21 protein-coding genes are annotated in these 23,051 nt (G+C 69.7%); 14 read left to right on the top strand and 7 right to left on the bottom strand.

Translation table 11 applies throughout. The features are described from left to right. Window positions 1-72 precede the first annotated feature (72 nt). The 3 genes from ITJ57_RS04515 to ITJ57_RS04505 form a co-directional block, all read right to left on the bottom strand. Window positions 73-1,659, bottom strand: a complete 1,587-nt coding sequence (locus ITJ57_RS04515; protein ID WP_194669042.1) for a DUF4832 domain-containing protein — start codon at window positions 1,657-1,659, stop codon at window positions 73-75. A 160-nt stretch (window positions 1,660-1,819) separates the two neighbouring features. Further along, window positions 1,820-3,412 (bottom strand): amino acid permease, encoded by a 1,593-nt coding sequence (locus ITJ57_RS04510; RefSeq protein ID WP_370582193.1) that lies wholly within the window; start codon window positions 3,410-3,412, stop codon window positions 1,820-1,822. A gap of 162 nt (window positions 3,413-3,574) precedes the next feature. Continuing rightward, window positions 3,575-4,495, bottom strand: coding sequence for an AEC family transporter (locus ITJ57_RS04505; protein WP_194669041.1), 921 nt, complete (start codon window positions 4,493-4,495; stop codon window positions 3,575-3,577). Window positions 4,496-4,657: 162 nt separating this feature from the next. Here ITJ57_RS04505 and ITJ57_RS04500 point away from each other — a divergent pair, with 162 nt between their 5' ends. After that, window positions 4,658-5,755, top strand: a complete 1,098-nt coding sequence (locus tag ITJ57_RS04500; RefSeq protein ID WP_228506479.1) for a Glu/Leu/Phe/Val dehydrogenase family protein — start codon at window positions 4,658-4,660, stop codon at window positions 5,753-5,755. 80 nt (window positions 5,756-5,835) lie between these two features. Here the strand turns inward: ITJ57_RS04500 and ITJ57_RS04495 are convergent, their stop codons facing one another. Continuing rightward, window positions 5,836-6,849 (bottom strand): NADP-dependent oxidoreductase, encoded by a 1,014-nt coding sequence (locus ITJ57_RS04495; protein WP_056008942.1) that lies wholly within the window; start codon window positions 6,847-6,849, stop codon window positions 5,836-5,838. 103 nt (window positions 6,850-6,952) lie between these two features. Next, window positions 6,953-7,339, bottom strand: coding sequence for a DUF1304 domain-containing protein (locus ITJ57_RS04490; RefSeq protein ID WP_194669040.1), 387 nt, complete (start codon window positions 7,337-7,339; stop codon window positions 6,953-6,955). A gap of 138 nt (window positions 7,340-7,477) precedes the next feature. Between ITJ57_RS04490 and ITJ57_RS04485 the strand changes: the two genes are divergently transcribed. The 5 genes from ITJ57_RS04485 (at window position 7,478) to ITJ57_RS04465 (ending at window position 12,794) form a co-directional block, all read left to right on the top strand. Then, window positions 7,478-8,059 (top strand): TetR/AcrR family transcriptional regulator, encoded by a 582-nt coding sequence (locus ITJ57_RS04485; RefSeq protein ID WP_194669039.1) that lies wholly within the window; start codon window positions 7,478-7,480, stop codon window positions 8,057-8,059. Window positions 8,060-8,189: 130 nt separating this feature from the next. Beyond that, on the top strand, window positions 8,190-9,107 hold the full coding sequence (locus ITJ57_RS04480) for an ABC transporter ATP-binding protein (RefSeq protein WP_194669038.1): 918 nt from the start codon (window positions 8,190-8,192) through the stop codon (window positions 9,105-9,107). Window positions 9,108-9,168: 61 nt separating this feature from the next. After that, on the top strand, window positions 9,169-10,230 hold the full coding sequence (locus ITJ57_RS04475) for an aliphatic sulfonate ABC transporter substrate-binding protein (protein WP_194669037.1): 1,062 nt from the start codon (window positions 9,169-9,171) through the stop codon (window positions 10,228-10,230). Between the two features lie 129 nt (window positions 10,231-10,359). Next, window positions 10,360-11,205 carry an ABC transporter permease gene (locus ITJ57_RS04470; RefSeq protein ID WP_194669036.1) on the top strand — a complete coding sequence of 282 codons (846 nt, stop codon included), beginning with the start codon at window positions 10,360-10,362 and terminating at the stop codon, window positions 11,203-11,205. A 155-nt stretch (window positions 11,206-11,360) separates the two neighbouring features. Then, window positions 11,361-12,794: a DUF6421 family protein gene (locus ITJ57_RS04465; RefSeq protein WP_194669035.1), complete on the top strand. Its 1,434-nt coding sequence runs from the start codon at window positions 11,361-11,363 to the stop codon at window positions 12,792-12,794. Window positions 12,795-12,851: 57 nt separating this feature from the next. On the opposite strand, the gene ITJ57_RS04460 is transcribed toward ITJ57_RS04465, so the two are convergent. Both ITJ57_RS04460 and ITJ57_RS04455 read right to left on the bottom strand, forming a co-directional pair. Next, window positions 12,852-13,622 carry a hypothetical protein gene (locus ITJ57_RS04460; protein ID WP_194669034.1) on the bottom strand — a complete coding sequence of 257 codons (771 nt, stop codon included), beginning with the start codon at window positions 13,620-13,622 and terminating at the stop codon, window positions 12,852-12,854. Further along, window positions 13,619-14,263, bottom strand: coding sequence for a SatD family protein (locus ITJ57_RS04455; protein ID WP_194669033.1), 645 nt, complete (start codon window positions 14,261-14,263; stop codon window positions 13,619-13,621). Before ITJ57_RS04455 ends, ITJ57_RS04460 begins: the two co-directional genes overlap by 4 nt. 163 nt (window positions 14,264-14,426) lie before the next feature. Here ITJ57_RS04455 and ITJ57_RS04450 point away from each other — a divergent pair, with 163 nt between their 5' ends. The 8 genes from ITJ57_RS04450 (at window position 14,427) to thrC (ending at window position 23,049) form a co-directional block, all read left to right on the top strand. Beyond that, window positions 14,427-15,827 (top strand): sensor histidine kinase, encoded by a 1,401-nt coding sequence (locus tag ITJ57_RS04450; protein WP_228506477.1) that lies wholly within the window; start codon window positions 14,427-14,429, stop codon window positions 15,825-15,827. After that, window positions 15,824-16,534: a response regulator transcription factor gene (locus ITJ57_RS04445; RefSeq protein ID WP_194669031.1), complete on the top strand. Its 711-nt coding sequence runs from the start codon at window positions 15,824-15,826 to the stop codon at window positions 16,532-16,534. The genes ITJ57_RS04450 and ITJ57_RS04445 overlap by 4 nt, the downstream gene beginning before the upstream one ends. Window positions 16,535-16,597: 63 nt before the next feature. Beyond that, complete coding sequence (locus ITJ57_RS04440) at window positions 16,598-17,602, top strand: aldo/keto reductase family protein (RefSeq protein WP_056008965.1); 1,005 nt, start codon at window positions 16,598-16,600, stop codon at window positions 17,600-17,602. A gap of 177 nt (window positions 17,603-17,779) precedes the next feature. Then, on the top strand, window positions 17,780-18,664 hold the full coding sequence (locus ITJ57_RS04435; RefSeq protein ID WP_194669030.1) for an ABC transporter ATP-binding protein: 885 nt from the start codon (window positions 17,780-17,782) through the stop codon (window positions 18,662-18,664). Further along, on the top strand, window positions 18,661-19,815 hold the full coding sequence (locus ITJ57_RS04430; protein WP_370582191.1) for an ABC transporter permease: 1,155 nt from the start codon (window positions 18,661-18,663) through the stop codon (window positions 19,813-19,815). Before ITJ57_RS04435 ends, ITJ57_RS04430 begins: the two co-directional genes overlap by 4 nt. Next, the gene (locus tag ITJ57_RS04425; RefSeq protein ID WP_194669029.1) at window positions 19,812-20,246 is read left to right on the top strand and encodes a hypothetical protein; all 435 of its coding nucleotides are present in this window, start codon (window positions 19,812-19,814) and stop codon (window positions 20,244-20,246) included. Before ITJ57_RS04430 ends, ITJ57_RS04425 begins: the two co-directional genes overlap by 4 nt. 161 nt (window positions 20,247-20,407) lie before the next feature. Then, a complete protein-coding gene (locus ITJ57_RS04420) occupies window positions 20,408-21,517 on the top strand; it encodes a low specificity L-threonine aldolase (protein WP_194669028.1) in 1,110 nt (369 codons plus the stop codon). A gap of 86 nt (window positions 21,518-21,603) precedes the next feature. Then, window positions 21,604-23,049: a threonine synthase gene (gene thrC, locus ITJ57_RS04415; protein ID WP_194669027.1), complete on the top strand. Its 1,446-nt coding sequence runs from the start codon at window positions 21,604-21,606 to the stop codon at window positions 23,047-23,049. Window positions 23,050-23,051 lie beyond the last annotated feature (2 nt).

Here is a 23,051-nt window from a genome sequence, read left to right as displayed (position 1 = left end):
GGGACACGTGGCGACCACGTGCCGGTCGTCGTCGACCTCGACTTCTCACTCTCCGACGAGGAGAACGACGACTCACCCATGATCTTCGGCTGAGCGCCGTCGGCTGAGCACCAGCGCCAAGGCCCCCAGCCCGACAACGCCGGTACCGACCAGAGCCGGCAGGGCCGCTTCCACACCGGTGTCGGGCAACCGGGGCGCGGCACCGGCGACCGGCTCGGCCATGACGACGCCGTCCGCGACCGTGACCTGACGCTGCAGGCTGTTCAGCCCGGTGGCCGGATCCCAGGTGCCGACGTTCGCCGTCTGCACCGCGTACCGCGAGTCGGCCGCGACCGTCTCATGCGTGGCCGGGAGGGCGAGGGCGGTGTCGTACCGTCCGGCCGGCACGTCGGCGAGCGACGCCTGCAGCGTCACCGTCTCGCCGGCGGCCCAGGTGCGGGCGTCAGAACCGAAGGGCACTCGCACGGTGCGCTCGGCGTTCGACAGCACGAGGTACGCGGGGCGGCTGTTGTAGGGTGCGGCCCAACCGTCGTTGCGGATCGTGAGCGACAGGGTGCCCTCGGCGACCGAACTCCCCGTCATGACGAACCGGTACCCGAGGCGCTTCGCGGTCGTGTCGAGGTTCTCCTGACCCCACGACTGCAGGACGTCCTGCAGGTAGTCCCAGTTGAGGTAGCTGAAGTTGTACCGCTCCATCTCCGCCGAGGCGGTCTCCCACTCGGAACGCGGCGGGTTCACGTTGCAGGTCTCGCCGCCGACCGGCACCCAGTCGCTCTCCTGAGCGAGGTAGTCCTGGTCGAGGGTCAACGGGTCGGAGAGGTAGGTGCCCCAGTCGTCGGGCGCGGCGAGGAAGCAGTCGTTGTGGTGACCGATCCGCGCGATGGCGCTGCCATCGAACGCCTGCGCCTCGGTGATCGCCCCCTCGGTGCCGCTCGGCACCCCGAGGATGTTCTGCTTCATGCTCATCGTCCGCAGCTGGATGGACCGGTCGGCCGGAACCGCCTCGAGCAGTGCGTCGACGACGGCACGCCGCTTCGCCCAGTCCGCGGCCGTGAGCACACCCGGGTTCGCCGGGTCGGCGGCGAAGTGGTCGGTGTAGTAGCCCTCACCCCAGAGCCCGACGAAGCCGGCCTGCACGACGGAGATGACGTCGGCGTTGTCCTGGAAGATCGGCGTCAGCTGCTCGATGTGTCCGAGCACGATGTCGAGCGGTGCGTCACCGTAGGGCGGCGTGTAGGGCGAGTCCCCACCCGCGAGGTAGGCGAAGCGCGGGATGATCGAGATGCCCGCCTCGCGGGCGGCGTCGAAGTCCGCCTGCACGAGCGCGAGCCAGGCCGGATCGAGCGTCGGCTCGGCCACGAACCGCTCCAGGTAGAACACGCGGACGAGCTCGGTGATGCCCTCCTCACGGTAGGCGGCGAGCGTCGGGACATCGAGCGGCGTGTAACCCGGGCCGCCCGCCGTCCCCTCCGGGTAGTAGTGCGTGTTGTTCGTGTGGTCGAAGCCGCGCTCCGGGTTCGCGATGATCGCGTCACTCGCCTCGTAGAGGACCGTGCCGGCGGGCGTCGGAGCGGGTGCCTGGGCCGCGGCACTCAGCGGGGTGGCCACGGCGAGCCCGCAGGCGGCGAGCACGGCGAGGAGACGGAGACGACGGTTCACGGGAACTCCAACGGGATCCGGTGGTGCACGGAAGAGGTTGCCCACATCCTGCTGAACCGGATCCCGTCGTGCAAGGGAATGCTCGGAACCGGCCCCAAGTGATCACTATCGCTTAGCGATTCGCCACGGTTCGCGGATCGAGCCCTGCTCGTGCGTGCTCCTAGGAGCGCGGCGCGCCACCGCGCTTCCGCTTGTTGGCGTCGATCGCGGGACGCTCGGCGACCACGGGCCACGTGCCCGTGTGCCCTTCCCTGGCCTTCGCCGCCGCCAGGATCCTCGGCTTCGCCGCGAACCACCCGACGATGAGCATCGGGATGAGGACGATGAGCGAGGCGAGCACCCAACGCCCGGTCTCCGAGAAGCCCATCGTCACGAGGACGAACGCCAGGAAGGCCAGCGTCAGGTAGGACGTGAACGGGGCACCGAACAACCGGAACGACGGCCGCTCGACCTTGCCCTGCTTCGCCCATCGCTGCAACTGGATCTGGCAGAGGATGATCGTCGCCCAGCCGCCGATGATGCCGATGGCCGAGATCTCGAGCACGATCTCGAACGCCTTCGACGGGTACAGGGCGTTCAGCAGGACGCCGAGCAGCGTGAGCGCCGCCGTGAGCAGGATGCCGCCGAAGGGCACCCCGTTCTTGCTCATCTTCCCGGTGAACGCGGGAGCCGAACCGTTGACCGCCATCGAGCGCAGGATACGACCCGTGGAGTAGAGCCCCGCGTTGAGGCTCGAGAGCGCCGCCGTGAGGACGACGAAGTTCATGACCGAGGCCGAGATCGCCCCGGCCTGCTCGGAACCGATGTGGGAGAAGAACGTGACGAACGGGCTCTCGCCGGCCTGGTAGGCGGTGTACGGCAGGAGGAGCGAGAGCAGCAGGACGGATCCGACGTAGAAGATCGCGATGCGGAAGATGACCGTGTTGACGGCCTTCGGCATGATCTTCTTCGGCTCGGCCGTCTCACCCGCTGCGGTCCCGACGAGTTCGATCGCGGCGTACGCGAACACCACACCGGAGATCGCGATCATCGGCGCGAACGCCCCGACGGGGAAGAGCCCACCGTTGTCGCCGATCACCGAGAAGCCGACGGCACCGATGTCGGTGCGACCGCCGAAGACGATGAAGCAGACGCCCACGATCAGGAAGACGACGAGCGCCGACACCTTGATGAGCGCGAACCAGAACTCCATCTCACCGAACAGCTTCACGGAGACGAGGTTGAGCGCGAGCACGATCACGAGCGCACCGAGCGCGAAGACCCACTGCGGGAAGTCCTCGAGCTCCTTCCACCCGAAGAGCTTGCCGAAGGTCTTGATGTAGAGGGCTGCGGCGGTGACGTCGACGATCGAGGTCATGGCCCAGTTGAGGAAGTACAACCAGCCGGCACCGAACGCCATCTTCTCGCCGTAGAACTCGCGGGCGTAGGAGATGAACGAGCCGGAAGACGGGCGGTGCAGGACGAGCTCGCCGAGCGCGCGCAGGATGAGGAACGCGAAGAAGCCGCACAGCGCGTAGACGAGGATGAGCGCAGGACCCGAGCTGTTCAGCCGGCCACCAGCGCCGAGGAAGAGCCCCGTACCGATCGCGCCGCCGATGGCGATCATCTGGATCTGGCGTGGCTTGAGCGTCTTGTGGTAGCCCTGCTCCTCGCCCGAGAAGTCCTGGACGGCGAGCATCTCGTCGCCGACGGTCTCGCGGGATTCGGCCCGATCGCCTGCGCGTCCGTGCCTGGGTGTCGTGCCGTCGGTCATGTCGTTCTCCTCGAATCACGGGCGGTTCGCACTGCCGCCCATCGAGACGTTGGCTGGTATATCTCGGAGGCGCCCGCCCCACGTTAGTCGGGAACGTTCGCTTTTTTCGGCCACAGGTGTCCGTTCTTTTGGGGACATCGGGTGGCGCGCGGCACCGCTCGATCAGGCGAGGAGGGCCGCCACGGCGATGAGGACCGGGACCGACAGGATGGTCGTCAACAGCACCGTGTCGCGGGCGAGCGCGACCCCCTGCTCGTACCGACTCGCGAAGTTGTACACGTTCTGAGCGGCGGGCAACGCGGCGAGCACGACCGAGGCGAACAGCGGCGTGCCGCTCAGCCCGAAGCCGAAGTGGGCGATGAGGTACGCGAAAGCGGGCATCACGACGGCCTTGATCGCCGTCGCCACGAAGATCTCCCGTCGTCCACTCCCCGCCTGCAGTGGACGCATGCCGTGCAGCGACATGCCGAAGGCCATGAGGATGAGCGGGACGGCCGCGCCACCGATGAGTTCGAACGGTGCCAGGACCGGCTCGGGGAGCCGCACCCCGAACAGGTTGAGCACCACGCCGATGATCGACGCGATGATCATCGGGTTCCGGAAGGGTTGGGTGACGATGCCGAGGAAGGAGACCGAACCGCGCTGTCTGACGTCGAGGATCGTGAGCGCGATCGGTGCGAAGACGAGGAGCTGCAGGAGGATCACCGGCGCGACGTACCCGGCCTCGCCGAGGACGTAGACCGCGACCGGGATGCCGATGTTGTTGGCGTTCACGTAGCCCGAACCGAGCGCGCCGATGGTCGCGACCGAGAGGTCCTTCCGGAGCCACACCGCGTTGAGCAGCAGGAAGAGGGCTGCGGCCGCGAGCGCACTGGTGAGCGCGACCCAGATGAAGCTGCTGAACACCTCGTGCAGATCGGCCGAGAAGAGGACGGTGAACAGCAGCGCGGGGTTGGTGACGAAGAACGCGACCCGGTTGAGGACGTGCCCGGTGGTCGGGCCTCCGACGCCGAAACGTCCGGCGAGGTAGCCGACGAGGATGACGGTGCCGATGATCGCGAACCCCGTCAACACTCCACCCATGCCTCCCAGCCTAGGCGCAGGTTCGCGTGCCGCCCGGTGAGCCGACGGTTGTGGACGAGCCACCGGCCGTGGAGAATCTGGTCAGGAGCCGTGACACCACCACGGCCCCACCGAACGCTCCCACGAGGAGCCCGCAGCAATCACCCACGAGGAGATCCGACGATGACGTCATTCGACCCTGCCGCGTCCGGCGACGCGATGCACAGCACCACCCTCCCCCACGAACGCCTGTCGATCACGCACGGTCCGCGTTCCGGCCTCACGATCAGTGTCGCCCTCCACTCCACCGCGCTCGGTCCGGCACTCGGCGGTGCGCGCCTCTGGCGGTATCCGAGCTGGGTCGAGGCCGTGGACGACTCGCTCCGACTCGCCGCCGGGATGACGATGAAGAACGCGGCGGCCGGTCTCGCCCACGGCGGCGGCAAGTCGGTCATCCATCTCCCACCGGGCCGCACCCTGGACGACGCGGAACGACGCGACGCGATGCTCGACCTCGGTGACGCGGTCGAAGCCCTCGACGGGCGGTACCGGACCGCGGAGGACGTCGGGACGACGGCGGAGGACATGGCGGTCGTCTCGGAGCGGACCGCCCATGTGAGTGGCCTCCCGGCCGACCGGGGTGGCGTCGGAGAACCGAGCGAGGCGACCGCGGCCGGCGTGCACGCAGCCATCACCGCGACGCTCGAGACGGTCTTCGGAACGCCGCTCGTGGCCGGGCACCGGGCGACGATCTCCGGCCTCGGCCAGGTCGGCGGGCGGCTGGCGCGTCGGCTGGCCACGGAGGGTGCACGGCTCATCGTCACCGACGTCGACCCGCGCAAACGCGCGCTCGCCGAGGAGATCGGCGCCAGCTGGATCGAACCGGGTGACGAGCACCTCGTCGAGACCGATCTGTTCGTCCCCTGCGGCGTGGGCGGTGCCCTCAACAGGCGGGTCATCGGTCAGCTGCGCTGCCGCGCCGTCGTCGGCGCGGCCAACAACCAGCTCGCCACGAGGGCGGACGCGCTCGCCCTGGAGGAGCGCGGGATCCTCTGGGCGCCGGACTTCGTCGCCAACGCCGGTGGTGTGATCTACCTCGCGATGGCGTCGGAGCCGGGTGCCGATGCGGCGGCCATCGAGCAGCGGGTGTCGGCGATCGGTCGAACGGTGCAGGCCGTCTACCGCGATGCCGCCGCCACGGGCGTCACCACGCTCGTCGCCGCCGAGCGGCTGGCGATGTCGCGGATCGACGCGGCCGCCGGGGTCCTCGCGGCGGTGTGACCACGGACCGCGGCCCGCTCACCCGAGGAGGGTGAGCGGGCCGCGGGTGGCCCTGCGACGGGCGATCGGACCGGGGTGCGTCAGAGCTTGACGACCATCTTCCCCGTGTTCGCGCCGCGCATGAGCGCCAGGAACGCGTCGAGCGTGTGGTCGAGGCCCTCGTAGACGGTCTCGTCGAAGACGACCTCGCCGCGCTGCAGCCATCCGGCCATCTCGGCGGAGAACGCCGGGAAGTGCTGCGTGTAGTTGCCGACCGTGAAGCCGGTGAGGGTGAGGCCGCGGGTGACGATGTTCGCCAGGTTGCGGGGGCCCTCAGGACGGTCGGTCTCGTTGATCTGCGAGATGACCCCGCAGAGCGCGGCGCGTCCACCGTCGCTGAAGGCGTCGATCGCGGCTTCGAGGTGCTCGCCACCCACGTTGTCGAAGTAGACGTCGATGCCCTCGGGTGCGGCGGCGGCCAGCTGCTCCGTGACCGGACCGTCCTTGTAGTTGAAGGCCGCGTCGTAGCCGTACTTCTCGGTGAGCAGGGCGACCTTCTCGGCCGTGCCCGCGGAACCGATCACGCGCTTCGCGCCCTTCAGGCGAGCGATCTGACCGACCATGGTGCCGACGGCGCCGGCCGCACCGGAGACGAACACGGTGTCGCCCTCGCGGAACTTCGCCACCTCGAGGAGGCCGACGTAGGCGGTGAGGGCCGTCATGCCGAGGACGCCGAGGTAGGCGGACAGCGGGACGCCCGGGAGCTCGGGGACGACACGGAAGCCGCTCGCGTCCTCCTGGACGAGGTCGCGCCAGCCGAACTGGTGCAGGACGACGTCACCCGCGGAGAACCCCTCGGCGGCGGACTCGACGACGCGGCCGATGGCTCCGCCCGTCATCGTCTCGCCGAGCTGGTACGGCGCGACGTAGGAGCGCGCGTCGTTCATGCGGCCACGCATGTAGGGGTCGACCGACAGGAACAGGTTCTGGACCCGCAACTGGCCCGGCGCGAGCTCGGGGAACTCGACGGAGACGGTGCGGAAGTCGGACTCGGTCGGCCAGCCCTCCGGTCGTGAGACAAGCTGGATCTGGGTGCTGAGCGCGGAGGTGTTCACGTGGTGCCTTTCCTTGGTGCGGTGATTCGGTTGGAGCTCGCAGCACGACGTCGGGTTGCGGACGGGGTGTCGCCGGTGGGCGACGCGGTCGCTCGGACCGGGGTCAGACGGCGAGGGCGATGACGAGCGCGATGAGACCGAGCAGCGGGGGCAGGCCCTGGACGACGGCCGGACGGGCCTTCGTGCGGTCGGAGGTGATGAGGACGAGCGAGGCCAGCAGCATCGAACCGGCGGAGGCGAAGACGAGGGCTGCGCCGATCCCGGTCGAGCCGGTGATGAGGAACACGATGCCGACGATGGTGCCGATGGCGAGGAAGAGGTTGTAGAAGCCCTGGTTGTAGGCCATCCCCCGCGTCGTCTCGGCCTCCAGCTCTGAGGTGCCGAAGGTCTTGCGGGTGGAGGGCTCGGTCCAGCGCAGGGACTCGAGGATGAAGATGTAGACGTGCACGAGCGCGGCGATGCCGACGAGGACGAGACTGACGACGAGCATGGACGGGCCTTCCGAGAGGTCGGGATCGAGTCGCTCAGGGTGAGGGACTTCTGTACCGATAGGTCTACTATAATAGTAGAACGCTCGGTCCACAACCCCGTCCGCATCGCGGACGGCCGAGCCACGAGGAGGTCGTCCATGGGACGCACACAGGAGTTCGACACGGTCGCCGTCGTGCAGGCGGCGCGTGACGTGTTCTGGGATCACGGATTCGAGGCGACCTCACTCGCCGATCTCGAGGCCGCCACCGGACTGCGTCGATCGAGCCTGTACCACGCCTTCGAGAGCAAGCGCGGACTCTTCGACGCCGCCGTCCAGGACTACCTCGACACGGTCATCCGACCTCGGCTCGCCGTCCTCGCCCGGGCGGACGACGGGCGCGCCGGACTGGCCGCCTACTTCTCCGGGGTGCAGCACGTGATCGCGACCCTGCCGGACGACTCCCCCCGCCGCGGCTGCCTCCTCCTCAACAGCGCGGCGGGCCTCGCTGCCCACGACGACGCCCTGCGCGAGGTCGTCGACGGCTACCGGGCCGAGCTCACCGCGGCGGTCTCGGACGCGCTCGCCCGCGCACGGCCCGACGCGGATGCGGCCGAACTCGCCGCCGAGGCACGCCAGCTCACCTCGCTCTCGGTGAGCGCCCTCCTGCTCGCGAGGGTCAACCGCGACGAAGCCGTCGCGATCCTCGACGTCGCGGTCTCGCAGGTCGCGCGCTGGTAGTCGGCGCAGACTCCAGGCGGTCCAGGGTGTCACGGGCGCGCGCGAATGTGACGCCCTGTTGCAGCGGCCGAGAGGGGCCGGACGGGCTCCCGTAGCATGGCGGGCACCCCACCCCTGGAGCCATCGACCCATGACGAACGCCGCCCGCAGCCCGCTCGCCGGCAGCCGCTCCACCGCCGCCCGTGCGGCGGGATCCGGAGCCGCAGCCGGGGAGACCCGCGCCTCGGCGGTGGCCTTCGAGGCCGTCGGACGCGCCTTCGCGAACGGCCCCGGCACCGCATCCGCCGACCCACGTCCGGTGCTCCGCGACGTCACCGTCACCGCCCAGGCCGGCGAAGTCGTCGCCATCCTCGGGACGAGCGGCTGCGGCAAGTCGACCCTGCTGCGGATCGCCGCCGGCCTCGACCACCCCACCGCAGGCTCCGTGCTCATCGACGGCACCCCCGTCGCCGGCATCGACCCCCGCATGGCGTTCGGCTTCCAGGAACCGCGACTCCTGCCCTGGCGCACCATCGCGGCCAACGTCGCGCTCGGACTTCCGAAGCGGACGCCTTCGGCGGAGGGGCGTGAGCGCGTGGCCGGACTCCTGGAGCTCGTCGGCCTCGCCGACTTCGCCGAGCACCGGCCCCGCGAGGTCTCCGGCGGCATGGCCCAGCGCGCCTCACTCGCCCGGGCACTCGCCCGGCGCCCCGGCGTCCTCCTCCTCGACGAGCCGTTCGGCGCCCTCGACGCCCTCACCCGGCTGAAGATGCAGGACCTCCTGCTCTCGATCCACCTCGCAGCACCCACCACCATCCTCCTCGTGACGCACGACGTCGACGAGGCCCTCCAGCTCGCCGACCGGGTCATCCTCCTGGGACGCGAGCCGGGGAAACCCGGGTCGACCATCGCGCAGACCGTGACCGTCCCCGGCAACCGACCACGCGACCGAGGCTCGGCGGAACTCGCCGAACTGCGCGGACGCCTGCTCGACGGACTCGGCATCGACCGCCACGGCCTGGCCCGCGGCGATCAGCGACTGCCGTCCATCCCGCACTTCCCGTACTGACCCGGGCAGCCCCCACCCGGCACCACCCCATCGCGCACCGATCCACAGCAAGGACCACCGCATGCCCATTCGACGCCGTTTCACCGCCTCCCGAGCCGGACGCATCGCGCTCGTCGCCGCCACCGCGACCGCGGCGCTCCTCCTCAGCGGCTGCGTCGCCGGCGAGAACGCCCCGGCAGCCGTCGGCGACAGCTCCGCCGGCGTCACCGAGGGCGGCACGCTCAACATCGACTTCGCGACCTACAACCCGCTCTCGCTCATCATCAAGGACCAGGGCTGGCTCGAAGACGCACTCGACGAGCAGGACATCACCGTCAACTGGGTGCAGTCGGCCGGTTCGAACAAGGCCAACGAGGCGCTCAGGGCCGACGCGATCGACGTCGGCTCCACGGCTGGTTCGGCGGCGCTCCTGAACCGCGCGAACGGCTCCGCCATCCGGGCGATCGACGTGTTCTCCCAGCCGGAGTGGTCCGCGATCGTCGTCGGCGCGGGCTCCCCGATCACCGACGTCTCCGAGCTCAAGGGCAGGAAGGTCGCCGCCACGAAGGGCACCGACCCGTACTTCTTCCTCCTCCAGGCCCTCGAGGAGGCCGGGCTCTCGGCCTCCGACGTCACGATCGAGAACCTCCAGCACGCCGACGGCTGGGCCGCCCTGCAGAACGGCTCCGTCGACGCCTGGGCGGGGCTCGACCCGATCATGGCCGGTGCCGAGGAGGCGGGTGCGAAGCTCATCTACCGCAACGTCGACTTCAACAGCTACGGCATCCTCGCCGCGACGGAGTCCTTCATCGACGAGCGACCCGACGTCGCCCAGACCGTCGTGAACGCCTACGAGCACGCCCGTGAGTGGGCCGCGTCGAACCCCGACGAGACGGCCCAGATCCTCGCCGACGCCGCCGGACTCGACCTCGCGGTCGCGACGAAGGTGATCACGGAACGCTCCAACCTCGACGTCGACCCGACCCCGGGGAAAGCGCAGGAGCAGGTGCTGTCGATCATCGGGCCGATCTTCGTGGAGTCCGGAGACGTCTCCTCGCAGGACAAGGTTGACGACGCCCTGGCGGACCTCTTCGACCCGAGCTTCGTCAAGGGCGCCGATCCCTCCGCCATCGGCGCGAAGTAGCCCTCGGTCCTTGCGCCACATCCTGGTCCCTGAACCAACCCCCGGTCCCTGAGCCAACCCCCGGTCCCTGAGCCAACCCCCGGTCCCTGAGCCTGTCGAAGGGCCACGACCCCGTCCCGAAAGGAACCCGTGAGCGACCAACCCGGCCTCGGCACCCCGACCGCAGCGCTCGCGGGCGCCCAGGCCACCCGGTCCGGCCGCGAGGCGCGTGCCGTCCTCGGGTCCCGCAGGATCGTCGTCGTCCTCGGCGGCCTCCTGGTCCCGGTGCTCATCCTCGTGGCCTGGCAGCTCGTCACGGCACTCGGCCTCGTGCCCGCCTCGCAGCTCCCGGCGCCCGCCGAGGTGTGGACCGCGGGCGTCGACCTCGCGCAACGCGGCTGGCTGCAGCAGGACGTCGCCATCTCGGTGCAGCGGGTCCTCATCGGCTTCCTCATCGGCGCTGTGCTCGGACTCGTCCTCGGCGCGGTCGTGGGGCTCTCCCGCCTCGGCGACATCCTGCTGTCGACGACGTTCGCCGCTATCCGCGCCGTCCCGTCGCTCGCCTGGGTGCCGCTACTCATCCTGTGGCTGAAGATCGGCGAGGAGTCGAAGATCACCCTCATCGCGATCGGCGCCTTCTTCCCGGTCTACACGACGGTGTCGGCCGCCCTCCGTCATGTCGACCGGCAGCTGGTCGAGGCCGGCCGCGCGTTCGGGCTGAACGGGGTCGCGCTCTTCCGCACCGTCCAGCTGCCGGCGGTGACCCCCTCGGTGGTCTCGGGGCTGCGTCTCGCACTCGCGCAGTCGTGGCTGTTCCTCGTGGCCGCTGAACTCATCGCGTCGTCGATGGGCCTCGGCTTCCGCCTCGTCGACTCGCAGAACAACGGCCGCGTCGACCGGATCTTCTTCGTCATCATCGTGCTCGCCCTGCTCGGTGCCCTCACCGACGCCCTGGTGGGCGTGTTCGACCGCTGGATCAAGCGCCGCTGGGGATAACCGACGCCTGCCGCACGTCCGCGGCGCGAATGCCCGGATGTTGCAGCGAAGTCGCTCTCGACGCAAGAAACCACCGCCTGCTCCGCCCGTACGCTCGAAGAGATCGCCTCCCACCCGGTGAGGCGGCATTCTGCGCAGCGGTCAGGAGGTTCACCATGTCGAACGTCGCCACCACCCACACGAAGAGCATCGTCGGAGAGCCGGAGGTCGTCGAAGACGCGGCCTCACTCGCCGCGGACCCGGCCTGGGTGAAGCTCAAGGCCGCCGCGACCGCCGTGCAGGCCGTCCAGGCGAAGGACGGATCCATCCCCGAGGTGGGCGACCACGCCGCGGCCGAAGCGCACATCGCGACGATCGTCGCGAGCGTCACGACCCTGGCCCCACGCTTCCCCCACGACGCCGGGTACCTCGAGGCCCTCGTCACCGACCTCGAGCGCTGGGCACGAGACGGGTTCGGCGTCCCGGACTTCCTCGACTCCCTCGTCGCCTTCCACCCGGAGCAGCACCGGGTGGACGGCCTCCGTCATCTCGTCGTGTTCCCGATGGTCACGCAGAACGGCTCCCCCGACCGCCACCTCGAGGCGGTGCTCGTCGAGGTCATCTGGCCGGAGTTCATCGCCGCGCTCGAAGCGGGCGACTACACGAACGCCCTGTTCGTCCCCATCCGCTTCCTCGACTTCACTCCCGGCTACGACACGAACTCCGCAGTCCTGTTCCCCGAGACGGTCGCCATGCGCGCGATCCCCGCGTTCACCTGGGGTGCGATCTTCCAGGACCGTGAGGCCGCGCGCTACCGACGCGTCGTCCGTGCCGCGGCCGAGATCACCAAGCTCGACCTCCCGGCCGACGCCGCCTCCCTCCTCGACGACCAGCAGCTGGCGGAAGAGACCTTCGTCATGTGGGACCTCATCCACGACCGCACGCACATGCGCGGCGACCTGCCCTTCGACCCGTTCATGATCAAGCAGCGGATGCCGTTCTTCCTCTACTCCCTCGAGGAACTGCGCTGCGACCTCACGGCCTTCCGCGAGTCCGTGCAGCTGGAGCGGTCCCTGACGCTCCGCTCCGAGACGGAGACGCTCGAGCCCGCCGATGCGGCCATCCTCGGGCACACGAAGCTCGTCCAGTACGCGATCATCTTCGACCGCATCTTCCGCTTCGCGATCACGGGCTCGCGGGTCCGCAATTATGACGGACTGGGCGGTCAACTGCTCTTCGCGTGGATGCACCAGCGCGGCGTGCTGCACTGGACCGACACCCGCCTGACCATCGACTGGGACGAGGTCCCGGACGTGGTCGTCCAGCTCGGGGAGAGCATCGACGAGTTGTACTGGCGCTCGATCGACCGCCCGAAGACGGCCCACTGGCTCGCGGCGTACGACCTCGTCCGCACCACACTGACCCCGCACCCCGCGTCGAACTGGGCACGAGGGCTGTCCGACGAGATCCTCAGCGGTCCGCCGCGCGGGCTGACCGATGCGGTCCTCGACGACGAGTTCCCGCTGTCGATGTTCTACGAGGCGCTCGGCAAGAAGATGACCGAGGTCATCGCTTCGACGGCCGGCATCACGGGGCGCTCCGCGGCCTGACCCGACCATGCCGCGGAGGAGCCCGGAGCAGCCGCACCCTGCGGGGCGCTCCGGGCTTCAGGCTGCGCCCAGGCCGGTGAGCGCCACAGCCCCACCGACGAGCACCCAGCTGGCAAGGCTGCCGACGATGAAGAATTCGGCCTTGGAGCCTCCGGCGGAGTCCTTCGAGATCTCCGGGAAACGGATGATGCCCTTCGCCGCGACGACCGCGCCGATCGCCGTGAACTGCCCGGCCAGGGCGAGCGCGAGGATGAGGATGCGCTCCAGCGGTCCGATGAGTCGTCCGCCGGGCAGGGGGAGCTCGAGGACGTCGTCGGGGCTGCGGAACAGGACGGCGCCGTCGTCGGCACGCCGTTCCTCCGCCGTCGCCTCCTTCGCGGTGAGCGGAGCCAGCGCCAGTCGGACGACCACGTTCGCCGATTCGATGAGGAAGAGGGTGGAGCCGGCCACGATCGCCGCGACCTCCGGCGGCACGGTCGCCAGGCCGGCGTAGGGCAGGGCGTCGTACCAGGTGACCAACGGCCCCGTCGGTGACGGCTGCAGCGAGCCGAGGCCCAAGACGGTGACGACCAGCAGCCCGAGCAGTCCGACGACGGCCGCCGCCGCGCGGTGTCGTCCGGGGCGGGTGGCGAATTGCCAGACGGTGACGAACAGCAGCACGGCCACCCAGGCGCCGATCCCGACCCCCAGGGCGACGGCCGCGCCGAGTACGACGCCGACGGCGGTGCCGAGCAGTCGATCCCGTCGCCAGCCGAGGGCCGCGCCGAGCACGAGCCGCGCGACGTCCGAGGCACCGACGGCGATCAACAGGGTGGCGACCACCATCATCCGAGGACCTCCGTCATCAACCGTTGTCCTTCGAAGACGGCCAGCACGCCCTGCGCCCGCACGGTCTGGGACACCGCGGAGTCCGACACGCCTTCGCGCTCGGCCAGCTCGCGTTGCGTCCGTCCCGACAACTTCCCGAGCAGGAGCCTACGGCCGCGGTCCGACATCGTGCCCACGAGGTGATCGCGTCCGAGGAGGTAGGCGTTGACCAACGCCTCGTCCGGCGCGTCGGCGTGCGTGCCACCCACGGCGAACCAGGTCCTGAGCTCGTTCAACCTGGCGTACTCGTGGGCGCGGGCCCGGTCGATCGCCGCGCGCGCGGCCCACCATCCGGGTCCGTCCTGCAGGGGGACGCGCAGCCCGGCGCCGATCTCCCTGACCTCGCCGAACCCCAGGCCGAAGCGACAGTCCACACCGGCGGGCAGTTCGAGGCGCACCAGCAACGACGCCAGGAGCGCTGCGGGGAGATCTGGGAAGACCGCCTGGAACTCGTCGCCGACCGTGGGGACGAACGGCTGGCTGGCCGCGACGTGTTCACCCGCCTGCGCGAGCGCGCGTTCGACGGTCCGCTGCAGCACGACGCGGTCCTTGTGTTCCTTCGATCTCGAGATGTCGACGATCACGGCGAGGGACGGATTCATGAGTGAAGGCTATATCTTCACTCTCTGAGAATGAAGCTTCTGGCTTCAGAATCATGAAATGAAGCCAGGAACTTCAAGAGGAACGTCCGCGTCCGCCTCCGTGGCATCGCCCTCCGCCGAACGACGGATGCCGCCTGACAGGCGCCGCGCTAGCGTTGACGGCATGAGCGCCACCGCCGCCGAGCAGCACGAGTCACGCCCGGTCGACCCGTACGACGCCGAGTGGCGGCGACCGGCGGCAACCACCGCAGAACTCCGTTCCGACATCGTCCTCGCCATCGCGCTCGGCGTCGGCACCCTCCTCAGCCTCACGCTCTACACGATCGCCGGCTTCTATCCCGAGCCCGCGCCGATGTGGGCGTCGGTGCTCTGGGCGATCGGCATCACCACGCCCCTCGCCTTCCGTCGCCGCGCCCCCTGCACCGTGTCGGTCATCGTCGGGGTCATGTTCATCATCGGCGGCACGGTGCTCGTCCCCGAGGTGCTGTTCACGAACATCGCCCTGTTCATGGCCATCTACACGGTCGGCGCCTGGGTGTCGGACCGACGCAGAGCGGCGCTCGTCCGGGTGCTCATCATCTTCGCCATGTTCACCTGGCTACTCGTCGCCATGTTCATCCAGGCCACCGACCCCGACGCCCTCCCGAACCTGTCCCGGGTCGGCCTCTTCTCGCCGCTCGTCGCGTTCCTCCTCATCCAGATCCTCACGAACATCCTGTACTTCGGCGGCGCCTACTTCTTCGGCGAGCGCGCCTACCAGTCCGCGCGGGAGCGGGCGGTGCTCGAAGCGCGGACGATCGAGCTCGAGCAGGAGCGCGCGCGGTCGGCCCGGCAGGCGGTCGCGCTGGAGCGGGTGCGGATCGCGCGTGAACTGCACGACGTCGTCGCCCACCACGTCTCCGTGATGGGCGTGCAGGCTGGGGCGGCGCGCACCGTGCTGGATGTGAACCCCGCGGCCGCGCGCGACGCCCTCACGAACGTCGAGCTCGGTGCCCGGAGCGCGATCGACGAACTGCGGAAGATGCTCGGCACCCTGCGAGCGGACGGCGAAACGAACCAGGAGGACGGACCATCGACGGTGGGCGTCGGCCGGCTCGGTCAGCTCGCCGACGAGTCGAGCGCGAACGGCCTGCCGACCCGGTTCGAGCGCATCGGCGATCCGGTCCCCATTCCGGCGGTGGTCTCCTTCAACCTGTACCGGATCGCGCAGGAGGCGTTGACGAACGCCCGGAAGTACGGTGGTACCGAAGCCACGGCGGAGGTTCGGCTCCGCTACCTGACCGACGCCGTGGAGCTCGAGGTGACGAACACGGGCACCGTGCCCGCGGTGGCCAGACGTGGCGGGCTCGGGCTCATCGGCATGCGCGAGCGCGTCGCGTCCTCCGGCGGCGTCCTGGAGGTCGGCGCCCGCGCCCGGGGCGGCTTCCTCGTCCGCGCGGCCATCCCGCTCGGGCGATCCGGCGACCAGGCGATGGAACCGGTCGACCCCGCACGGGACGACACCAGGGCACTGTCGTCCGCAGCAGCCCGCCCCTCGACCCCGATGACGGAGGACCCCGCATGACCGAGCACCCCACCCGTATCCTCCTTGTCGACGACCAGGAACTCCTCCGCGCGGGGTTCCGCATCATCCTCGGCTCACAACCGGGGATCGAGATCGTCGGCGAGGCGTCGAACGGTTCCGAGGCGGTGGCACTCGCGACGACCCTCGCGCCCGACGTCATCTGCATGGACGTGCAGATGCCCGGCATGGACGGCCTCGAGGCCACCCGTCGGATCGTGGCCGACGCCGAGGTGCACGCCGCGGTCCTCATCCTCACCACCTTCGATCGCGACGACTACCTGGCCGAAGCACTCTTGGCCGGCGCGAGCGGGTTCCTGCTGAAGAACTCGTCGCCGGAGGAGCTCGTGGCGGCGGTGCGGGTGATCGCCGACGGCGAGGCGCTGCTGTCCCCCGCGGTCACCCGTCGGGTCATCGAGGGCTTCACCCGGCAGACCGCGGCGGCCCCCGATCCCGCTGCCGGTCAGGCACCGACCCCGACCGTCCGCACGACCGGTTCCGACTACGAGCAGCTGACGGAGCGCGAGCGCGAGGTCCTGCACCTGGTGGCCCAGGGTCTGTCCAACCAGGAGATCGCGACGACCCTCTTCGTCGGTGAGGCGACCGTGAAGTCGCACGTCTCGAAGGTGTTGCAGAAACTCGCCCTCCGCGACCGCATCCAGGCGGTCATCTACATCTACGAGCACGGGCTCGCCGCACCGCGCAGCTGAGGGTTCGCTCCGCCTCGGCGCAACCCCGTCCCCCGAACCGGCCGGAGGAGTACCGTGACGACCATGGAATTTCGATACCTCGGCAACAGCGGACTCAAGATCTCAGAGATCATCTTCGGCAACTGGCTGACCCACGCCTCACAGGTGGAGAACGACGTCGCGACGGCGAGCGTCCGGGCCGCCCTCGACGCGGGCATCACCACCTTCGACACCGCGGACGCGTACGCGAACACGGCGGCCGAGCAGGTGCTGGGCGACGCTCTCAAGGACGAACGACGCGCGAGCCTGGAGATCTTCACGAAGGTCTACTGGCCCACCGGCCCCAAGGGACACAACGACGTGGGCCTGTCCCGCAAGCACATCATGGAGTCGATCGACGGGTCGCTCACGCGCCTCGGCACCGACTACGTCGACCTCTACCAGGCGCACCGCTACGACAGCGAGACGCCGCTCGAGGAGACGATGCAGGCCTTCGCCGACGTCGTGCGTGCCGGCAAGGCCCTCTACATCGGTGTCAGCGAGTGGAACGCGGAGCAGCTCCGCGCCGGCCACGCGCTCTCGAAGGAGCTGGGCTTCCAGCTCATCTCGAACCAGCCGCAGTACTCGATGCTGTGGCGCGTCATCGAGGAGGAGGTCGTCCCGACCTCCCGCGAGCTCGGCATCTCGCAGATCGTCTGGTCGCCGGTGGCGCAGGGCGTCCTCAGCGGCAAGTACCTCCCGGGTGCCGAACTGCCGCAGGGCAGCCGCGCGACGGATGAGAAGGGCGGAGCCGACACGATCAAGCGCTTCCTCGACGACGAGGTGCTGACCGCGGTCCAGCAGCTCAAGCCGATCGCCGAGGAGCTCGACCTCACGATGGCGCAGCTGGCGCTCGCGTGGGTCCTCCACAACGACAACATCGCGGGAGCGATCGTCGGCGCCTCACGCCCGGAGCAGGTCACGGCCAACGCCGCCGCTGCCGGCGTGAAGCTCGACGACTCGGTGATCGCCCGGATCGACGAGGCCGTCGCGTCGGTCGCCGAGACCGACCCGGCGAAGACCGTCTCCCCGGAGTCGCGTCCCGCCTGATCAGGCCACTCGAGACGCCCGGTCTCCCCCGTCAGACGGACGGGGGACGCCGGGCGTCGTCGCGTCAACCCGCCCCGCGGGGGATGCCGGTGCATGCGGGACGGCCGTAGCGTGATGAGCAGACGGGGAGACCCCCGCCCCGGCCCCCGCCGGACACACGCTCACTGGAGGCGGCCGATGCTCGAACTCAGCCACATCGACAAGTCGTACGGCGAACGGAAGGTGCTCGACGACGTCAGTTTCCAGGTCGCTCCCGGACGCATGACGGGCTTCGTCGGCGGCAACGGGGCCGGCAAGACGACCACCATGCGCATCCTCCTCGGGGTCCTCACGGCCAACGCCGGCACGGTGACCCTCGACGGCACCGCCCTGACCCCCGAGGACCGCCGTCGCTTCGGCTACATGCCCGAGGAGCGCGGCCTCTACCCGAAGATGCGCGTCGAGGAGCAACTCGTGTACCTGGCGCGGCTGCACGGCTTCACCGCGCACGCCGCGAAGCGGAACGCCGGCGAACTGCTCGAGCGGCTCGGCCTCGGCGAGCGCCGGAACGACACCCTCGAGAGCCTGTCGCTCGGCAACCAGCAGCGCGCGCAGATCGCGGCGGCGCTCGTCCACGACCCCGAGGTCCTCGTCCTCGACGAGCCGTTCTCCGGTCTCGACCCGATGGCGGTCGACGTCGTCGTCGGCGTGCTCAGCGAGGTCGCCTCGGGTGGAGCCCCCGTGCTGTTCTCGAGCCACCAGCTCGACATCGTCGAGCGACTCTGCGACGACCTCGTGATCATCGCGTCCGGCACCATCCGGGCCTCGGGCTCACGCGACACCCTCCGCGAGGCGCACGCCGGCAACCGTTACGAACTCCTCACCACGGCGGACACCGGCTGGCTCCGCGAACGACCGGGCATCACCGTCGTCGACTTCGACGGCGGCTACGCGCTCTTCGACGCGGAGGACGCTGCTGCGGCCCAAGCCGTCCTCCGCGAGGCGCTCACCCACGGCGACGTCACGAGCTTCGCCCCCCTCCGTCCCACCCTCGCCCAGATCTTCAAGGAGGTCATCCAGTGAGCACCGCAACGCACACGCCGACCCAGCCGAGCGGACGCCGTCACAACGGTCCCGCCTCACCGACCCTCGTCCAGAGCATCGGCCTCGTCGCCGAGCGCGAGGTGAAGATGCGCCTCCGGAGCAAGACCTTCCTCATCTCGACGGGCATCCTGCTCCTCGTGATCCTCGCCGGCATCGTCGTCGGCGGCTTCATGGCGAAGAACACGGCGTCCGAGGCGATGAAGGTCGCGGTCGTGGGGAGCCCGGGCGGCGGACTCACCGAGGGTGCCGCCGGGAAGTTCGACATCACCGGCGTGCCGGACGCCGCAGCCGCCGAGCAGCTCGTGAAGGACGGCGACGTCGAGGCGGCGATCGTCCCGAGCGACAGCAACGCCACCGGCTTCGAGCTGATCTTCGCGACCGAGGCGGACCCGGCGCTCGTCTCCCAGATGAGCGTCCAGCCCGAGGTCACGATCCTCGACCCCGACAGCGACGGGTCGGCGGGCTTCCTGCTCTACATCGTGTCGCTCGGCTTCGGACTCGTGTTCTTCGTGTCGGCCACGACCTTCGGTGCGTCGATCGCGCAGAGCGTCGTGGAGGAGAAGCAGACGCGCGTCGTCGAGATCCTCATGTCCGCGATCCCGGTGAAGGCCCTGCTGGCCGGCAAGGTACTCGGCAACAGCATCCTGGCGTTCGGGCAGATCCTCGCGATCGCGGCGTTGTCGGTGATCGGGCTGACGGTGACGGGTCAGAGCGAGCTCCTCGCGGGCCTCGGGACCCCGGTCGTCTGGTTCGTGGTGTTCTTCATCCTCGGCTTCATCCTGCTCGCCGCGCTGTTCGCGGCCGCCGGATCGCTCGTCTCGCGGCAGGAGGACATCGGATCGACCACCACGCCGATTACGATGCTGATCATGATCCCGTACTTCGCCGTCATCCTCTTCAATGACAATCCGCTGATCATGACGATCATGTCCTACGTGCCGTTCTCGGCTGCCGTCGGTATGCCCGTCCGCCTGTTCGTGGGTTCGGCGCAGTGGTGGGAGCCGATCCTGTCGCTCCTGATCCTCGCGGTCTCCGCGGCGCTCGTCATCCTCGTCGGTTCGCGGATCTACGAGAACTCGCTGCTCAAAATGGGTGGACGCGTCAAGATCTCGGAAGCGCTCAAGGCATGAGCGGGCTCGGCGGGATCGACGAGGTCTTCAACCCCGGCGCCTTCGAGGCGAAGCAGTTCCTCGACGCGGAGCAGCGCCTCCCCGCGCCCGCCCCGCTCGCGGGCGACCCGGTCGGCGACATCTACGGCGACGAGCCCATCGTGCTCGACCTCGTGGATGAGGACGAGGAGGACCAGGACGCGCGGTTGACGCCCGAGCAGGCCGCCGCGAACGCCGCCTCGAGCTCGATCCCGACCGTGGGCGACGACGAGGAGGCCGCCGTCGCGTCCTCGATCGCCGTGCACGCCCTCGCGTACGAGCACGCGCTCGCCCAGGAGACGCCGGACGCCGAACCCGAGCCGGGTGCGCACGCCGACGTCGACGCCGCGATCGACGCCGTCCCCGAGGAAGTCGTCCCCTCCTCCGACGGTCCGCGTCACGCAGCCGACTGACCCGTCTCCAGTCCCCTAACTCAGGAAGGTCCTGGCGTGTCGCGGCGTGACGGCCACGCGCACCGGCCGCCACGCCGGAACACTCCTGAGTTGGGGAGACCGACGACACCGGGTCGAGCACGCAGGAAGTCTGCCCGCGACGCACGGAACCTGCGTGTGGCATGCGCGAGGATGGATCAGTGACCGACTCCTTGCATGACTCCTCCATCCGCGGCTTCGCCTCCGACAACTACTCCGGGGTCCACCCCGAGATCCTCGAGGCCCTCGCTGCGGCCAACGGTGGCCACCAGATCGCGTACGGCGAGGACGACTACACCCGTCGCCTCCACGAGGTGTTCGCCGACCACTTCGGTCGCGACGTCGCCGTGTTCCCCGTCTTCAACGGCACGGGTGCGAACGTCGTCGGTCTGCAGTCCATGCTCCCGCGCTGGGGAGCCGTCATCTCGGCGACGACCGCGCACATCAACTCCGACGAGGGCGGCGCACCCGAGCGGGTCGGCGGCATCAAGCTCCTCACGGTCGAGGCTCCGGACGGCAAGCTCACGCCTGAGCTGATCGACCGCGAAGCCTGGGGCTGGGGCGACGAGCACCGCGCGCAGCCCCTCGTCGTCTCCATCACCCAGACGAGCGAGCTCGGCACGCTGTACACGCCGGAGGAGATCCGGGCCATCGCCGACCACGCCCACGGGCACGGCATGAAGCTGCACCTCGACGGCGCTCGCATCGCCAACGCCGCGGCAGCCCTGGGGGTGCCGCTGCGGGCGTTCACCACCGATGCCGGCGTCGACGTGCTGTCGTTCGGCGGCACGAAGAACGGACTCATGTTCGGCGAGGCCATCGTCGTCCTCGAGCCCTCGGCGTCGGAGGGCTTGATCTACCTGCGCAAGCTCAACATGCAGTTGGCGTCGAAGATGCGCTTCGGAGCCGCGCAGCTCATCGCCCTGCTCGAACCGGCGGCGGACGGCGGCGACGGCCTGTGGCTGCGCTCGGCCTCCCACGCGAACGCGATGGCGGCTCGCCTGCGCTCCTCGCTCGAGGCCCTCATCGAAGCCGGCGAGGCACCCGGTCTCGGGTTCAGCCAGCCGACCCAGGCGAACGCGGTCTTCGCGACCCTGCCGGCCGGGGTGCCGGACCGCCTGCGCGAACGGTTCCGGTTCTACGACTGGGACGCCGCGAAGGGCGAGGTGCGGTGGATGTGCTCGTTCGACACCACCGAAGCGGACATCGACGCGTTCGTCGCCGCGATCCGAGACGAACTCGCGCGCGCCTAGCTCCTGCGTGACACCCGCCCACGCGCACCCAACCCCGATGTGGCAAGGTTGGTGGTCGGGCTTCCATCCGGATGAGAGAGACGGTCATGCACTATCAGTCGACGCGGGGACACGACCTGCCCCAGCACTTCTCGGACATCCTCCTCGGCGGGCTCGCACCCGACGGCGGGCTCTACCTGCCGGCGGAGTACCCGCAGCTGACGGCCGAGGAGCTCGAGTCGTGGCGCGAGCTCTCCTACGCCGACCTCGCCTTCGCGGTGCTGTCGAAGTTCGCGGACGACATCCCGGCCGCCGACCTCCAGGACATCACGCGCCGCACCTACACCGCCGAGGTCTACTCGAACGGTCGTCAGGGCGACGACGCTTCGCTGATCACCCCGCTGCGCACCCTCGGTGAAGAGGGCGGCACCGAACTCCGGCTCCTCGGTCTGTCCAACGGCCCGACGCTCGCCTTCAAGGACATGGCGATGCAGCTCCTCGGCAACCTCTTCGAGTACACGCTCGCGAAGAGCGGCGACGAGCTGAACATCCTCGGCGCGACCTCCGGCGACACGGGCAGCGCAGCCGAGCACGCCATGCGCGGCAAGACGGGCATCCGGGTCATCATGCTGAGCCCGCACGGCCGCATGAGCAGCTTCCAGCGCGCGCAGATGTTCAGCCTCCAGGACGACAACATCGTGAACCTCGCCGTCGAGGGCAACTTCGACGACTGCCAGGACATCGTGAAGGCCGTCTCGAAGGACGCCCCGTTCAAGGCGCTCCACGCCGTCGGCACCGTCAACTCGATCAACTGGGCCCGCGTCGTCGCCCAGGTCGTGTACTACGTGCACGGCTGGCTGCTCGCCACCGACGGTCCTGGCCAGAAGGTGTCGTTCTCGGTGCCGTCCGGCAACTTCGGGAACGTCTGCGCGGGCCACATCGCGCGCTCGATGGGGCTGCCGATCGACCAGCTCGTCGTCGCCACCAACGAGAACGACGTGCTCGACGAGTTCTTCCGCACCGGCGTGTACCGCCCGCGGTCCGCGGCCGAGACGCACCACACCTCGAGCCCGAGCATGGACATCTCGAAGGCGTCGAACTTCGAGCGCTTCCTCTACGACCTCGTCGGACAGGACGCCTCGCGACTCGGCGAGTTGTTCCGTGCGCTCGACGAGGAGGGCGGGTTCGACCTCTCCGGCACGCCCGAGTTCGAGCGCATCAGCGAGTTCGGGTTCGTCTCCGGCCGCAGCACGCACGCCGACCGGGTCGCGACGATCCGCGACGTGCACGAGCGCTACGGCGTCACGATCGATCCGCACACCGCGGACGGCGTCACGGTCGCCCGACGTCACCTGCGGGAGGGTGTCCCGATGCTCGTCCTCGAGACCGCGCTGCCCGCGAAGTTCGCCGAGATCGTCCGCGAGGCGCTCGGCGAGGAGCCGGAACGCCCGGCGGCGTTCGAGGGCATCGAGGGCCTGGAGCAGCGGTTCGAGATCGTGCCGGCCGACGTCGACCGCATCAAGGCGATCATCGCGGAGCACAGCGGCCGCTGACG

This window comes from Plantibacter sp. VKM Ac-2880 (assembly GCF_015351235.1).
Classification (GTDB): domain Bacteria; phylum Actinomycetota; class Actinomycetes; order Actinomycetales; family Microbacteriaceae; genus Plantibacter.
Note: the sequence above shows the minus strand (reverse complement) of the source record. Positions and strands in the feature narration are given on the sequence as shown.

Excerpts from the sequence above, each read along its gene's own strand:
- ITJ57_RS04465 (WP_194669035.1), top strand. The coding sequence starts at position 11,361 with ATGTCGAACGTCGCCACCACCCACACGAAGAGCATCGTCGGAGAGCCG.
- ITJ57_RS04485 (WP_194669039.1), top strand. The coding sequence starts at position 7,478 with ATGGGACGCACACAGGAGTTCGACACGGTCGCCGTCGTGCAGGCGGCG.
- thrC (WP_194669027.1), top strand. The coding sequence starts at position 21,604 with ATGCACTATCAGTCGACGCGGGGACACGACCTGCCCCAGCACTTCTCG.
- ITJ57_RS04505 (WP_194669041.1), bottom strand. The coding sequence starts at position 4,495 with ATGGGTGGAGTGTTGACGGGGTTCGCGATCATCGGCACCGTCATCCTC.
- ITJ57_RS04490 (WP_194669040.1), bottom strand. The coding sequence starts at position 7,339 with ATGCTCGTCGTCAGTCTCGTCCTCGTCGGCATCGCCGCGCTCGTGCAC.
- ITJ57_RS04420 (WP_194669028.1), top strand. The coding sequence starts at position 20,408 with ATGCGCGAGGATGGATCAGTGACCGACTCCTTGCATGACTCCTCCATC.
- ITJ57_RS04480 (WP_194669038.1), top strand. The coding sequence starts at position 8,190 with ATGACGAACGCCGCCCGCAGCCCGCTCGCCGGCAGCCGCTCCACCGCC.
- ITJ57_RS04425 (WP_194669029.1), top strand. The coding sequence starts at position 19,812 with ATGAGCGGGCTCGGCGGGATCGACGAGGTCTTCAACCCCGGCGCCTTC.
- ITJ57_RS04510 (WP_370582193.1), bottom strand. The coding sequence starts at position 3,412 with ATGACCGACGGCACGACACCCAGGCACGGACGCGCAGGCGATCGGGCC.
- ITJ57_RS04460 (WP_194669034.1), bottom strand. The coding sequence starts at position 13,622 with ATGATGGTGGTCGCCACCCTGTTGATCGCCGTCGGTGCCTCGGACGTC.
- ITJ57_RS04445 (WP_194669031.1), top strand. The coding sequence starts at position 15,824 with ATGACCGAGCACCCCACCCGTATCCTCCTTGTCGACGACCAGGAACTC.
- ITJ57_RS04450 (WP_228506477.1), top strand. The coding sequence starts at position 14,427 with ATGAGCGCCACCGCCGCCGAGCAGCACGAGTCACGCCCGGTCGACCCG.
- ITJ57_RS04440 (WP_056008965.1), top strand. The coding sequence starts at position 16,598 with ATGGAATTTCGATACCTCGGCAACAGCGGACTCAAGATCTCAGAGATC.
- ITJ57_RS04435 (WP_194669030.1), top strand. The coding sequence starts at position 17,780 with ATGCTCGAACTCAGCCACATCGACAAGTCGTACGGCGAACGGAAGGTG.
- ITJ57_RS04475 (WP_194669037.1), top strand. The coding sequence starts at position 9,169 with ATGCCCATTCGACGCCGTTTCACCGCCTCCCGAGCCGGACGCATCGCG.
- ITJ57_RS04455 (WP_194669033.1), bottom strand. The coding sequence starts at position 14,263 with ATGAATCCGTCCCTCGCCGTGATCGTCGACATCTCGAGATCGAAGGAA.
- ITJ57_RS04500 (WP_228506479.1), top strand. The coding sequence starts at position 4,658 with ATGACGTCATTCGACCCTGCCGCGTCCGGCGACGCGATGCACAGCACC.